At 35.4% G+C, this 15567-nt stretch carries 8 protein-coding genes; all 8 read right to left on the bottom strand.

Annotated elements, in window-relative coordinates; all coding sequences use genetic code 11:
* Position 1: 1 nt before the first annotated feature.
* On the bottom strand, positions 2-3205 hold the full coding sequence (locus tag AC1Q5Z_RS16860) for a LamG-like jellyroll fold domain-containing protein (RefSeq protein ID WP_492446027.1): 3204 nt from the start codon (positions 3203-3205) through the stop codon (positions 2-4).
* 94 nt (positions 3206-3299) lie between these two features.
* Complete coding sequence (locus AC1Q5Z_RS16855) at positions 3300-4487, bottom strand: AGE family epimerase/isomerase (protein ID WP_492446026.1); 1188 nt, start codon at positions 4485-4487, stop codon at positions 3300-3302.
* A gap of 118 nt (positions 4488-4605) precedes the next feature.
* Entirely contained in the window at positions 4606-6645 is a 2040-nt protein-coding gene (locus AC1Q5Z_RS16850) for a GDSL-type esterase/lipase family protein (RefSeq protein ID WP_492446024.1), read from the bottom strand.
* 196 nt (positions 6646-6841) lie between these two features.
* Positions 6842-8077, bottom strand: a complete 1236-nt coding sequence (locus AC1Q5Z_RS16845) for an MFS transporter (RefSeq protein ID WP_198856568.1) — start codon at positions 8075-8077, stop codon at positions 6842-6844.
* 115 nt (positions 8078-8192) lie between these two features.
* Entirely contained in the window at positions 8193-9353 is a 1161-nt protein-coding gene (locus tag AC1Q5Z_RS16840) for a galactose oxidase (protein ID WP_492446022.1), read from the bottom strand.
* Positions 9354-9384: 31 nt separating this feature from the next.
* Positions 9385-10305 (bottom strand): dihydrodipicolinate synthase family protein, encoded by a 921-nt coding sequence (locus tag AC1Q5Z_RS16835; protein ID WP_492446020.1) that lies wholly within the window; start codon positions 10303-10305, stop codon positions 9385-9387.
* Positions 10306-10401: 96 nt separating this feature from the next.
* Positions 10402-11865, bottom strand: coding sequence for a RagB/SusD family nutrient uptake outer membrane protein (locus AC1Q5Z_RS16830; RefSeq protein ID WP_492446018.1), 1464 nt, complete (start codon positions 11863-11865; stop codon positions 10402-10404).
* 18 nt (positions 11866-11883) lie between these two features.
* A complete protein-coding gene (locus AC1Q5Z_RS16825; protein WP_492446016.1) occupies positions 11884-15318 on the bottom strand; it encodes a SusC/RagA family TonB-linked outer membrane protein in 3435 nt (1144 codons plus the stop codon).
* Positions 15319-15567 lie beyond the last annotated feature (249 nt).

The following is a 15567-nucleotide window of genomic DNA, read 5'->3' as shown; positions in this document are numbered from 1 at the left end:
TTTATTTCTTTATAATTTTACTGTTAAGTCCAGTATTTGAATCTTTTACATTTAAAAGATAAATTCCTTGAGGCTGGTCTGCCAATGAAAATGATATCTCTTTTTCGTTCAAATTTAAAACGGAAGTTCGAATTAATTTCCCAGTTAAATCGAATAATTTAATTGCAGCAATTCCAGAAGCATTATTTACCTTGATTTTAACTATATCCTTAACAGGATTTGGACTTACTTCAACACTAAATTCGTTGTTTTCTATTACAGTATTTTCTGTTACTTTTTTTGCTGATAAAGAACTTGATGGAGGCAAAAATGTATCAGCTCCGCTTGTAAGCCAGTTTAATGAGAAACGGACAAAATACATCTGATAAGTTGAGCTTTCGCCATTTTCATAATAAATGCCAATTGTTCCGTCTGGCAAAATAGTAAGACTTGAATAAGCAGATGCTCCAGGAAATATTGTTTTTGGCAAACCCCAAGTTGTTCCTTCATCTGTACTCATTTGCACGCTTACGTTTTTACGGCTGCTTGAAAATGGAATCGAATGCAATAAGCGATTTTTATCGTAACCATCAAGTGTTGAAGTATAACGAATAAAATCACCATCACAATTTGGATCTGTTATACTTGTTTGATTATAAACTGTTCCCCATGTTTCTCCTTTATCTGTCGAGATATTAAAACGGCGTGTTCCCGGATTTCTTATACTCATCATAATGTTTCCATTATTCAATTCTACCACTTTTGCTTCATCTCCATCTATTTCTGCTCTATTTGTCGATGCTGTCCAAGTAATACCGTGATCGGCACTTGTAATTAAATAATTACTAATGCGTTCTGTTCCTGAAACATTTTCTCGAACTGCAATTGCGGCAACAATTTTACCATCACGTAATTGATGTGCTCTGCCAGAAGCAACAAACAATCCTTTCCAATTTGGGTTTGGTCCGTAGATCTGACTTGTAATATCTACAGGAGTTCCCCAAGTTACGCCGTTATCCGTACTATGAATTACCAAAACCTTTGCAGGAACCGCATTAGTTGAAGCAAAAAATCCTTTATCTGCAGAAACTAAACACAATAATTCTCCTGTCGATTTATCTAAGACCAAAGCCGCATCTCCTGCTCCGGTTGCCGCTCCAAAATTGGCAATTGTTAATGGTGAAGACCAAGTTTTTCCGTTATCGGTACTTCTGCGCACAACAGGATCTATTTTTGCCGATAAATCTCCTGAGCCATTCCATCTTTTATCTGTTACCGTTACCAGCGAACCATCGGCAGCAGTGATGATTGCTGGAATACGATAACTTGCAGAACCTGCATCTCCAGGCGTAAATAAAAGCGTATTAGTTAATAATATTACTCGGTTTCCAGATACTGTATTTGAGGCTACATTATAAGTTATTCCGTTTGCAACAATTGATTCGCAGGTTGCATCTAATAAATTTCCTTCAGTTGCTCCAGCTGAAACATCGTAAGTAATCCAAAAATAATTATCTCCAGAAGCCAATGCTTTTGATCCGTTTACAGTAAGATTTCCGTTAGACGGCGTAACATTTCCAAATAATGTTGCTGTTGTCGGATTAAAAATTGCTGTGCTTCCGCTTGAATATATTTTAATATTTGTAACGTCGCTAATATTGGTAGTTCCTGCCATAGTAAACTTTAAAGCACTTACCGTCAACGGATTTAAATTGCCCGAAACAGAAGCTCTAACCGCTATAATTCTCTGATCTGTATCTCCTAAACCTGTTGGTAATTCTGTCTGAATCAAAGAGATCGAATTTATCTGCATTTCATTCGTCTGCGCAATAACAGAAGCTCCATTCATTAATGTTCCTGGATGATTATTCCCTGAAATATCTGGAACCGTTGTACCACTTATATTTTCAAAATCCCAAGCGGCAATTAATCCGGTTTCTGTTCCCGTTATTGCAACTGTCTTATCGGTCAAAACTTCTGCTGCAGTCATAGCTTTGCTCCAAAAACGAATGTCATCGATTTGGGCATTCATATAAGAAGAAAAATTACTTATCGTGCCAAAAAACAAATCTCCTGTATTTGAAACTGTATTTGTTCCTCCAATATTAGACGATGTTTTAGTTTGCTGCAAAACACCATCAACATAAATTTTACAGCTTGTGGTGGCAACATCAACTACCATTGCCAAATGATGCCAAACATTGTCTGCAATACTTGAAGTTCCGTATGGCGGGCCTGCTGCTCCTGCGCTTGTCGTTAAATTTACTCCAAACTGTCCTCCTCCTGCCGAAGTATTATTTATAAATTCATATCCAATTCCAGAACCATTTGGACGTTTGCTCAAAATACGTTTTCCGAAATCGCCCGTTTTTATTCTGCAGCTTATGGTTAAATTTTGTCCAGCCGCCAAGTTAAAATCACTATGATTTGAAACTAACATATAATCATTTACTCCATCTAAATTTAAAACCATCGGAAAAGCATTTGGAAAAGTAACAGATCCAAAAAGAGTTCCCGTATGACTATTTCCTGAAATATCTGGAACTGAAGTGCCGGTTATATTTTCAAAACTCCATGCTGCCAAAAGATCTGTCGCAGGTCCATTAACAACTGCTGTCATATCTGCTTGCAATTCAGTTGCTGTCATTGCTTTATTCCAAACACGTACATTATCAATCTGTCCTGCCCATTTGTAGCTGTTGGAAGCGTCTGAAGTTGCACCAATTACGAAGCTTACAGCATTAGAAAAATCGGAAGTTACAGAAGTAAATGTTTTTCCTGTATTGGCTAAAACTCCGTCAATGTATCCATACATAGTTCGGTTACTCGAGGCATCCATAACCAAAGCAATATGATGCCAAGTTCCGTCTGCGAGAGAATTAGCAGAATAGCCTGCTGTACTAATGTTTGCTGGAGTTCCAGTACCACTCATATTCATGGCAAACTTTCCTGCATTTGTGCCGTTTCCTGTCCAAAATTCATATCCGTTACCAGAAGTGCCATTTCTTTTAGCAAAAATTCTTGGTGTTCCAGTATTGGTTGTTGTTTTAATCCAACAGGTTACGGTTTTATTTTGACCCGAACCAAAGTCTAAATCCGGATGATCTGCCACTGTCATATAAGTTGAAGTGCCATCAAGATTTAAAACTTTACCACTTTGCGCTTTTGTATTTATACTGCATAAACACATCAAACACGAACAAAAATAGCGTAATACATTTTTCATAGTTTTTAATATTTGGTTATAAATTGGTTAAAAAGCATTAAAAAATAATAACGAAAAACTTGATGACTGGCGGATAAATCAGAATAAGCGGGCTTTAATTTTTCTCAAGATATTCGTTTAATATTTGTGTACAATACCATTCCTGACGAGGCAAATGAAATGGTCCTTTATAAAGATTCCCTTTGGCAGTTTGAGCTACGCTTCCGTCTCGGTGCAAATAGCCAAACCATTCTCCATTTTCTTTATCATGAAATTTACTATACGAGTAATCATGAATCATTTTGTGCCATTCTGCATATTTTTGATTTCCAGTCATGGTATAAGCCAAAAGTGTTGCAATAATTACCTCGTTATGAGGCCACCAGAATTTCATATCCTGCCAATATTCTTGAACAGGATTTCCGTAAACATCAAGAAAATAAAGAATTCCTCCATGCTCTTTGTCCCAACCGCGTTCCCACATATAATCGAGCATTTTGCATCCCAATTCGATCAAATGCGGATCATTGTTTCTGTATTTGGCTTCATGCAAAATAAACCATGCGCCTTCTATTGCATGTCCAGGATTTAAAGTGCGTCCGTCAATGTGATCGATTATAGCACCATCTGGAGCAACTTGTTCCATTACACATTTTATATCGTGTTTTACAAAATCATTTTCAATTTCTGCAATCCATTTTGTGATCCATTCATCGCATCGAGGGTCTCCAATATTTTCTCTCAGCTGTTGTGCTGTATTAATCATAATCATTGGAGAACCAATTCCTTTTGAAGGTCTTGTTGAAGTATATTTTGGTTCTAACAAACCAGAAGTTGTTGTATATTTTATGCACTCTCCAAAAAGATGTCGCGCTTGTTCTGCTGCGGCTTCATCTCCACTTGCTTTGGCGTAAGCACTCATCGCAATTGCTGCAAATGTTTCAGAAAAATAATAACGGCGTTTACGAATTGGGCTTCCATCTTGAGTGACGTGAAAAAACATTCTTCCATCAGTATCAAAACAATGTTGATTAATAAAATCGATTCCCGATTTAGCTCCATCAAGCCATTCTTGCTTTGGCTCTATTGTATTATAAAGTGTTGCTAAAAGCCAAGCTGTGCGCCCCTGAAACCAAACCGATTTATCTGTATCAATCAAATCTCCAGTTTGGTTCCGCATTAATAAGTAACCGCCATGCTCGGTATCTATAGATCGCGGAAACCAAAATGGTACTGTATTGTTTAGTAATTGGTTCTGATAAAAGTCTTTTAATTCTATTAAATCAGTTTTTGAATAGCTCATTTTTGATATATGTTTTTTATGCCCGAAAATAAATTCAGGTTCAGTTATAGATAGGTGAAGTCACTTTAGCTGAAAAATCAGGTCAGCCAAAGGAAAAATATAGATATAGAGATGCTTTCTAGTTTTTGCTTATAGAATTCAGTTTAAGCTTAAAAGTGGAACATGGGAGACTGGCTTCGTTTACCAAATTTGCTGTTGTATAAGGTTTCCAGGCGTAGAAAACTTCATTAACTTTTTCGCCATTCGGAATACTAATCTCAACTTGATCTTTTATAATTTTTGCTTTGGTTTCAATCCGAATTCCTTTATCGGTAACTAATTCAAATCCGATTAGGTCTTTTTTATCTGCTGTGTCTAATTGTTTTGCATTCGAAAAAGAAACTAAAACTGCATCTCCTTTTTGAATTGCTTTTAAAGGAATTGGTCCGTTTGCTATTATTTTTTTGCCGTATGTTTTTTTTAATGCCAATAGCGCTAATCGCTCCCCAATTTGCCTTTTCTTTATTGGATGAACATTTGTCTCTTCTCCAAAATCCATACTAACAGCCATGCCACTATTAGGAATTTCTTTTTGAATTCTATTTTGTGCATCTCTAAATTCTGGCCAAGATGGTCGATTAATTCCTGATAATTGCACAAAATAAAATGGCAATGAACCTCCCCAAGCGCTTCTCCAATTTTTGACTAATTCTGGCATTAAATGTTCATACAATTCGACATTATGTGCATTGCTTTCTCCTTGGTACCAAATAAATCCCTTTATCGGAAACGCTATAAAATGCAAAACGCCTGCTTCGTAATTGTAACAAGGATCATAAGGATGGCGCTGTTTTGGGTTTATTGCGTTTTTTAAATTTTCGTCTGCTCTAGAACGTACCCAAGGCTGCAAGAAATCAGATTTTCTCCAATTTGTTAATACGTCTACTACTTTATCATCATGCTCCAAAGTATATCTCTCAAACCAAGATTCTATTGGAGAACCGCCAACGGCAACTTCTATTAATCCAATTGGAATATTTTCTTCGCGAATAATGTTTTGACCAAAGTAAAAGGCTACTGCCGAAAAATCTTTGGCACTTAAAGAATCGCATGTTTTCCATTTTCCAGAAAAATATTTCAACTGATTTACTTTTTCTAAAGTAATCGAGTCAAAAGCTTTTTCGTTTGTTTCTTGAATAGCTTCAAAATTGAATAATCTAAGGTTGGTATTCTCAGCCGCTTTCTTTACTTCAGAGATTCCATTTTCAGATTTTTTTAGAGGAAAAGCCATATTAGATTGTCCTGAACAAAACCAAACATCTCCAATTAAAATATTTTTTAAAGTGATTTTTTTATCTAAAGTTGAAATTGAAATTTCGTGAATTCCTCCAGATTTCATTGCTGGAAAAATAACTTTCCATTTTCCTGCTTCATTTGTTGTTGCAATTTCTTTTTTATCATCAAAAACTACTTCAACTTTTTCTCCTCCATTTGCATTTCCATAAATTAGAATCGGCTGGTTACGCTGTAAAACCATATTATCGGTAAAAACAGTTCCTAATATTAAACCTCCAAAATCTTGGGTAACATTTTCGTAAACTGTCTGTGCTAAGATTTTTGCCCCTTCCTTTGTTGGATGCAATGCATCTGGAAAAAGGTCTGGACGCGAATATAATTTTTCGTGAAGGTCAATTAAATTGACATTGTTGGCTTTTGCAATCTCGCCGATATGCTCCTGAATTTGCCAAAACCAATCTCGGGTTCCCGATTTAAAACGAGGATGTTCATTGAAAATCGGAGTCATACGACAGATAAAGATTTTTACATTCGGATTCTGTTTTCTTAATGCATCAATCAGCCAAAAATAATCGGCATTAAAATCTTCTTTGTAATTCGGCCAGTTCCTCGGATCAGTATCATTTAATCCCAAATGAATAATTGCAATATCTGGCTGATAGGCAATCGCATCAGAGCATTCTTTAGTTTTATAATAAGGTTTACTCCCTTTTTTTAAAAGAGTTGCGCCACTGTGTCCAAAATTTCTAATTTCATAACCATTTCCCATTAAAACCTGCAATTGCGAAGGATAAGATTCTGATTGCGAGTTTGCCAACAAATATCCCGCTGTAACAGAATCTCCCAAACAAGCCACTTTTACAGTCGTTTTTTGTGCATTCATTTTAAATGGAATGACTGTAAAAGCTATTAATAGGAACAGAAATAAATTTCGTTTTTGTGTTCTCATTTTTTCTTCAAATTCTATTAAAATTGAGGAATCATGAGCCGAGCGAAACGGCAAGGCTTCGCCCAGGCTTATAAAACCAAAAAACCTAACTAACAAATCTAATTTTTAAAAAAGGGTAAATAATTATGCTTTAAGCCTCTTCAAAATCGTTTACTTTTGGGCGCAAAAAACTAATTTGTGTTATAAGGGCAATCAGTACGATACCGGCCATCAAAGAAAAACCATAACCCAAATTACCAGTATCGGCTGATTTACCTAACAAAGAGGTGACCAATGCGCCACAGCCAACTCCTGTCATATTTAAAATACCATAAGCCGTAGCCCGATATTTTGAAGAAACAAATTGACAGATAATGGGCATATTGTTTGCATCAAACATTCCGTATCCTATACCAAAACACAAAACTGCGCCAACCACGTGAAGCAACGAATGCCCAAATCCGATCAACATTAATGCGGGAATAGTTAAGCTTAAACCTATCGCACTAGTATAAATTCTTCCTTTTATATTTTTTTGAACCCATTTATCTGATAAAATTCCACCGAACACAACTCCTAATAAAGAAGAAAATGAAATTGTAATCGTTGCTAAAGGCCCAGCCTGATCCATTGAAATACCTAAATTATCTGAGAAAAGCGTTGGAAGCCAGTTTTTAGTTGCCCATCCCGGTAAACTTATAATCGCGAAATAGAAAAGAATTACCCAAAAAGAAATATTGGTAAATAATAGGGCTAGACCTTTTAGCAAAGAAACTTTTTCGTGTGTTTTATTAAACTCTGGATCAAAAACCTTTGTCTTTTTCTCAAATAAAAAGAAAACCAAAATGATAGAGTAAACCACGCCTACAATTCCGAAATGATGAAAAGTAGAATGCCAAGAATATCTTGCTGCAATTGTTGCTCCAAAGCCACCTAAAGCCGAACCAACATAAAGCCCTGTCATGTGGATCCCGATGGCAAGTGATCTTGTTTTTTGTTGATGATAATCGGCAATTAAAGATAAACCAGCAGGAATGTATAAAGCTTCGCTCACGCCCATAATGGCTCTTAGCCAATAAACTTCATCGTATGTTTTGGCATAACCCATTGCATAGGTAACTGCAGACCAAACAAATAAACTCCCAATAATTAGCCATTTTCTATTTAATTTATCGGCGATAATTCCAGAAACTGGACTCATCAAAGCATAAATCCAAAGAAAAACTGCCATTAAGCGTCCAAAATTTTCTCCTGAAACTAATTCAGGAATGTCACTTTCCATTGATGGTCTCATGGTTGCGAGCATCTGCCTGTCCATGTAGTTTAATAAAGCTACAATCCAAAGTAACGCGACTACGAGCCAAGGATAATATTTAGAGTTTTTCATTTTGGTTTTGGTTGATTTTTGGTTTTTTATTAGCAATCTTCAATTAAACCTGAGAGGTTTTAAAAACCTATCAGGTTTCTAAGCAACTTAACTTAATTAACTTAGATTTTTATTTTTATTCTACAGTTCCAATCATAACATCTGGTGTACGAATTCCAGGTTTTATTTCTCCATTTGATAAAACAATTTTATCGTTCCAAAGTACTGCTGTTGTCGTTACATGAGCCAGAAATGGCAATTCGCCAATTTTTGTCCATTTATTTTTTAAAGTATCGTACAATAAAACAGCATTGTAAAATCCTTGATGTGTTGTATTTAAGATATTTTTTTCGGCAATTAATTTTGCTTTTTCTTCTTCTGAAGCTGTCTTTGAAATTTGAGATAAATAGGTTTCTATTTTATGAAATGTTTCTCCGTTATCTCCTCCCGTAATAATGATATAGTGTTTCCCAAAAGCGACTCCTGCTCCTGCTGAAAAATTAGTCGTTTCCTTTCCGTCTGTTATAACGGCTTTAGTTTCCCAAATTTGTTTTTTCAGGTTGAAAGCCAATGTTGTGTTGTGCAAATCACTTATTCCAGAAGCTGTTTTGGTTCTTCCTCCAACAACATAAATGACTTCATTCTGAACCACTGCTACTGAATTTGCTAATGCAAAAGGTAATTTTGGTTCTGATTTCCATTCTGGCTTGGCTTTATTTAAATCAATACTAAAAACCAAATCGGAACTTTTTGTGGCTTCATCTCCTCCAATTGCATATACTACATTGCTTACATTTACAAGAGCAATATTGGTTATGTAGATTGGAAAATCGGGTAATGCTTTTATTTCAATTTCATTTTTTTCAGAATTCCAATTTAAAATATGTGCTTTGTTGGATAAACCATTTTCGTTTTCTCCACCTACATAAACAATTCCTAAACTGGTTGAAACATTTCCGCAATACGCAATTGGTTCTGGTAATTCTGCTATTGATTTTTTATTCCAATGAAAGGTTTTATCGTTTTTTTCTAAAACATGAATTTCTTTTGAATAATGTTTCTTCCCTCCTTCCCAAGGCATTTTATCTTGAAAATTGGCTCCTCCAGCTACAATCAAAACATCATTTGTCACGCCATTAATTGGTCCTGCAAAACCTAAAGAAAGACTTCCATCAGCATTTTGAAGCTGCGCTGCTTTTTGCCATTCTATTTTTGAAATATTTTTTTGCTGTGAAAGACCAACTGTTGCTGACATAATTGAAATAGTAAGAATTGAGAAAGAAAAAAATCGATTCATAGTTGTTTGTTTTAGCCGAAAACGAAACGTATTATTTTGATTTAAAGGCCTCAAAATTTAAACCTGCAACATCTTTTTTGAACAATTCAAATTGTGCTGCACTCATGTTTTTGACTGGCAATCTGAATTCACCTAAATTATGCCCAACCAATTTCATGTAGGCTTTTCCAACTGAGATTCCTCCATACTTTCCTAAGAAACGAATCATATCAATTGACTTCTGCTGTAACTTTCTGGCTTTCGTTAAATCATTAGCATTAAAAGCATCGATTAAATCATAGTACAATGGTGCAGCATAATTAAAAGTACTTCCAACAGCGCCTTTAGCACCTAAAACTAATGCTGAAAGCATGTTTTCGTCACGTCCCCAAAGCATATCGTATTTTCCGTTTTCATAACTCATACAGCTCTGAAAATCCATAAAATCTTCATGTGTATATTTTACTCCTGCAAAATTTGGAAGTTTTCCATCCAAAGCTCTTACCAAATCAAACATTGGAATATTTACTCCTGTCAAGACTGGAATATGGTAGTAATACAATGGCATGTTTGGAACACTTTCTCCAACTTTGATACAAATTTCTGCCAGCGTATCTACGTTTCCTGGTTTGAAATAAAATGGCGCAGTTATAGAAACCGCGTATAAACCAACTTCATACGAGTATTTAGCTAGTTCGATACAGTCTGTTAAACAAGTTCCGCCAAGGAAAACCATTACTTTAAAATCGGCATCGTGATTAGAACAATCTGCCCATGCTTTAGCAACCGTTTTTTTCTCTTCTAATGACATCGAAACCCCTTCGCCAGTAGAACCAATTATAAATGCTCCTGTTACTCCATTTCTTTTTAGAAAAGTATAATAAGCTGGAATCAGGCTCACATCCAATTTTCCACTCTCATCGAATGGAGTAAATGGAGCTGAAATAAGACCTTGTAAATGTTCGATTTTCATGACTTTTATTTTTTAATTTTTTCGTTTTATCAAACTGGAAAAGTTTTCATTTCCAGTTTGATTTTAAACTTTAGTTTTTTTTATTCTTTGTTTCGTTTAATTAGTATATCCTGGATTCTGAACAATTTTAGGATTGAAATTGATTGTGTTTTGAGAAATTGGAAACAACACTTCTTTCCCTGCCATTGACGGAACTATACTTGTTTTATTAAAACGCACAATATCCCACCATGATTTTCCTTCAAAGGCCATTTCTTTTAAACGCTCTCTTAAAATCACATCGTCATTTGCTGCCGGAGTATCATTTGTAAATGAAGCCGATGCGTCAGCTCTTTTCATTACCAGATTCATTTCTTCTGTTGGATCCTGACCTAAAGCATTTTTAACTTCCGCTTTCATTAATAAAATATCTGCCCAACGGTAAATAATAATATCACTCACAAATCTTCTGATTGTTCCGTCTACAGTTCCGTTGTATTTTACCAAACCTGTAACTACTGGAGTTGTACCGTTATATAAAGTTAAATACGTTGCGTCTTTTCTGGTATCTGTAGCTGCAAAATTGAATCTTGTAATGTCTGGCTGTACTCTCGAAATACCAGCATTTCCTGAACCTGTTCCTAATGTACCGAAAACGGCCGTTGCCTGTGCTGATGTTAATGGTGCAAAATCACTTGGTCCAACAAACATAAACTGATTCCAGTTATCTAATAGTGATGACGTTAAATCGGCTAATGAATAACGAACTGCAAAAAGCACTTCGGCATTTCCTTTTTTGTCAAAAGCAAAAACATCTTTGAAACTTGGCATTAAAGTCGGTGTTCCCGGAATTGCATTTATTGCTGCCAAAGCATTATTTAAGTCTGCTGTTCCTCCGTTTAATTGTTTTGCTGTCCATAAATTCACTTCTGCTTTTAAAGCATAAACTGATGGAAGAGCCAATTGCGTTTTGTTATTGTTTGCATCGGGAAAATTAGCAATGGCCTGATCAATATCTGATTTAATAAAGGCAAATGTTTCTTCAATCGTATTTCGCGGAATAATGTATTGCGACTGATTGGTATTTTCTGTTGGTTCTGTTACAATTGGCACTCCTCCCCAAGAACGCGCCATAATGAAATAACATAACGCACGCATGGTATAGGCTTGAGCAATATATCTTTTTTGCTCTTTTACTGTTGATGGACTAAATGTAATTTTTGGCACATATTTTAAAACCAAGTTTGCCGAATGAATTACAGTATACAAACCAGCCCAATCTACATCTATATTTTGTGGTGTAAGATTGTTGTTATAGTAATTTGCCAATGTTAAAGGAGACTGAACTCCGCCAGTAATTTCTGCACTTCTTGCTCCTCCTAACAAATAATAATTTTGCTGTGTCTGAATTCTAAAGTTTACATACATTCCGTTTACGCCTGCTTTGGCGTCATCTTCTGTTTTCCAGAAACTGTCAGATGTAATAACACTATCAGATGTTAATTCTAAATCATCTTGACAAGAATTAAAAAGAGAAAGACTTGAAAAAAGTATTGTGTATAAAAGAAATTTCTTTTTCATGATTTTTTAATTAAAAATTTACAAACTGATATTTAAACCAAGAATAATGTTTCTAGGCACTGGGTAAGTTCCTGTAGAACCAGCTGCGTTTAATCCTAAACTAGATCCTCCGTCAATACCTTGTACTTCTGGGCTTAACCCTTTGTATTTAGTAAAGTAGTATAAATTACTTCCTGTAACATATAGACGAAGTGATGTCAAACTTGCTTTTTCGATAAGTGTTTTTGGAAAACTATAACTGAACGTAATTTCTCTTATGCATAAATAATCTCCACTTTCGTAGTAACGACTGTTACCTTGGAACATGTTGGTATTATAAGCTGCTCCGCTCGCTTCAGATCTGAATAAGTTGTTCTGATTGGTTTGATCTGCCCAACGGTAACGAGGAACATCTGTAATATCTCCTTCTTTCTGCCAAGCTTGTGCGCTTTCTGCCAATAATCCGTAGTTACCTTGAAACTGACCTAAGAAACGTGCTCTTGCTTCGTTGTAAATTGTTGCTCCTAAAGAATAATCCGTTCTAACTGTTAGAGAGAAACCTTTGTATGAAGTATCAAAATTGAAACCTCCTACGAATGTTGGGAACATATTCCCCATATATTGTCTGTCTCGGCTATCAATGATTCCGTTATTGTCTGTATCTTCAAAAACTGCGTCTCCAGCAAATTTTCTTCCATCAGGATTACCACCATTTGCAGCCGTTTTCGTTACATAAGTATCGTGAACTTTTGCGTTGTATGCATCTGCTTCTGCTTGAGTTGAAAGAATATATAATTGTTTATGAGCGTAGAAATTTCCAATTTTTTGTCCTTCCTGTAAACCTCCTACATATACATATTTACCACTTTTTGCATCCCAGATCTCAGTACCTCCAATTCTATTATTTCCATTTCCATTAAATGGAAGTTTTTCAACTGTATTGGTATTGTGCGAAACGTTTGCTCCAACATTTACTTTCCAATCATTTTTATTGTAAACATTTGCCTGAACTTCAAGCTCAAAACCTTTGCTTCTTAATCCTCCTAAATTGGTCAAAACAGTTGAGAAACCACTATTTGAAGGCAATGTCAGATTCGTCAATAAGTCTGATGTCAATTTGTTATAGAAATCTCCAATGATTCTAATTTTATCTTCGTTTAATCCGATATCAAAACCACCATTTATCGTTTCAGACTGTTCCCATTTCAAACCTGGGTTTGCAATTTGAGAGTTGATAATCGCCGATTGTCCATTGTAGCTATTCGGAAGTCCGTTTGTAGTTCCTGCATATAATCCTCCAGCTTGGAAATCTCCTAAAGTTCCTAAGTTTCCGTTTACACCATAACTTCCACGAAGTTTAAGAGAAGAAAAGAATTTTGGCATTGTGTTGGCCCAGAATTTCTCTTCCTGCATATTCCATCCTGCCGAAATCCCAGGAAAGAAACCATATCTATTGTCTGGTCCTAAACTTGATGAACCATCATAACGAAATGAAGCTGTTGCAAAATATCTGTTTTTATAATCGTAATTAACACGTCCGAAAACACTATTTAAAACCAATTTGGTATTGTTGCTGTAAACTGAAACCGGAATTGGAGATGAGTCTAAAGTCTGCGCTAAATCTGAAGGGCTTCCTTTTCCTGCTGCATTAAAATATTTAATGGTTCTATCGTATTTTGAAACTCCTAGTTTAGCATCAAAGTTTCCAATATTTTCCCAATCTTTTTTATAAGCAAAAACTCCTTCGTATTGCACTTGATAGGTTTGATTGCTCAATCTTGTTGCAGTTCTTGTATTATCAACCAAACCGCTGCTTCCGCTTAAAAATGCCTGTTGAAAAGTATTGTCATTTTCATTTTCGCTGTATAATGAAATGGCTGGTGTGAAAGTAAAATCTTTTGCAAGTCTTAATTCACCATCTACGCCCATCTGAAGCTTATCGTTTTCATTTTTGCCTTTAACTTTCCCCATCTGGTACAATGGATTTCCGTTAATGTTGTTTTGTCCTGGAGCTAAAGTTCCGTCTTCTAAATATAGTTTTGTAGTTGGTGAGTTTCCTAAATATCTATTGAAAACTACACTGTTAGCCACAACCTGATTGTTACTTGCTTTTGAGAACAAAACACGTCCGTTAATTGTAAAATTGTCCGCAACTTTTAAAGAAGCGTTTAATTTACTGGTAAACCTTTGGTATCCTGTGAATATCGTAATACCATCACCTTTTAAATATCCTAAACTCAAATCGAATACACCTGTGTCTGTCCCTCCGCTAAAACCAAGTGTATGGCTTTGTGTAATAGCATCTTGAAACAAGATATCATTCCAATCGGTACTTTTGTACATAATCGTGCTGCTCGGGTTTAAAGGATCTGCAATTTCCTGCCAGCCTTTTGCCTGAAGTGTACTTATGGTTTCTGCAGATAAATTAGATTTTAATAAAGTAGCAAACGGAGTATTATTTTCTAGATTATTTCCTGTACCTGCAGGCGTTGCACCAGTCAATTGTCCTAAACGTGCGATACCAGTAGTTGTTGAAAGTCCCGCAAGTTCGGCAGCATTATACAATCCTTCACGTTGCATTTTAATGTAATCGCCTCCATCCATAAAATTGTATTTTTTGCCAATTCTACTGTTTTGAGTTGAAACATTATAAGTAACTTTTAGTTTTCCTGCCTTACCTGTATTTGTCGTGACAATGATTACACCATTTGAAGCTCGTGCACCATAAATAGAAGTTGCAGCAGCATCTTTAAGTACTTGAAGTGAAGCTATATCTAAAGAGTTAATATCGTCGATTTGGTTTCTAATGACACCATCAACAATATATAAAGGAGTTGCGCCAGAAGGATTATCAATTGAAGTACCACCACGAACAATTACATTGGAAGCTTTTCCTGGCTGTCCCGAAGAAGTTTTTACAACCAAACCTGTAACGCTTCCTTGTAAAGATTGCGTAACGTTTGAGTAAGGTACGTTTTCAAGTACTTTTTTATCCAGTTTAGAAACTGCAGTACTTAAAGTTCTTCTGTTTTGAGCTCCATATCCTACTACAATCACCTCGTTCATTTGCTGTCCTATTTCTTTTAAGACAATGTTCAATGGACTTCCCGTAATTGCAACTTCTTGATCTTGTAATCCTATATATGTAACAATTAAAGTTGTTGCATTATCTGGGACTTCAAAAACAAAATTTCCGTCAAAATCTGTTTGAGTGCTTATGTTTGTTCCTTTAGCAACAATATTTACACCTGGTAGCGATTCGCCTTTTTCATTGGTTACTTTACCAGTAACTTTCTTCTGAATTGGGTCACTCTTTTTTACATTTTTATCCGTAAACACAACGCTTTTTTCTGTGTTAGCAGACGCTAATTGCATAGTAAAAGCTAAAAGTAACGTAGAAGTAAGTTTAACAACTTTTACGTGTTTAGGAGTAAACCTAAAATTTTTAGGCTTACTTTTAGGCAATAATTTCATACTTTTGTAATGGTTTGGTTAATAAAACTTTGTTAAGGTCAATTTATTTATTTCCAATCAACCGTTCTGATGAAGAACAAGCCAGCAATGTTCACAGCATTGGCTGGCTTTTTTTATGATCAAAAAACAATATTTTTATCCAAATGGTTAGTTTGGTTTTATTCAAATCTTAATTCTAGTTTTTCTTTTGTAAGCAGCCAACTTCTATTGATTAGATGTAAACTTTGCTTAAATATTTTATTATTATTT

The sequence above is a fragment of the Flavobacterium sp. GW823-FHT06G12 genome (assembly GCF_058794775.1).
This window is presented reverse-complemented; position numbering and strand designations above follow the sequence as displayed.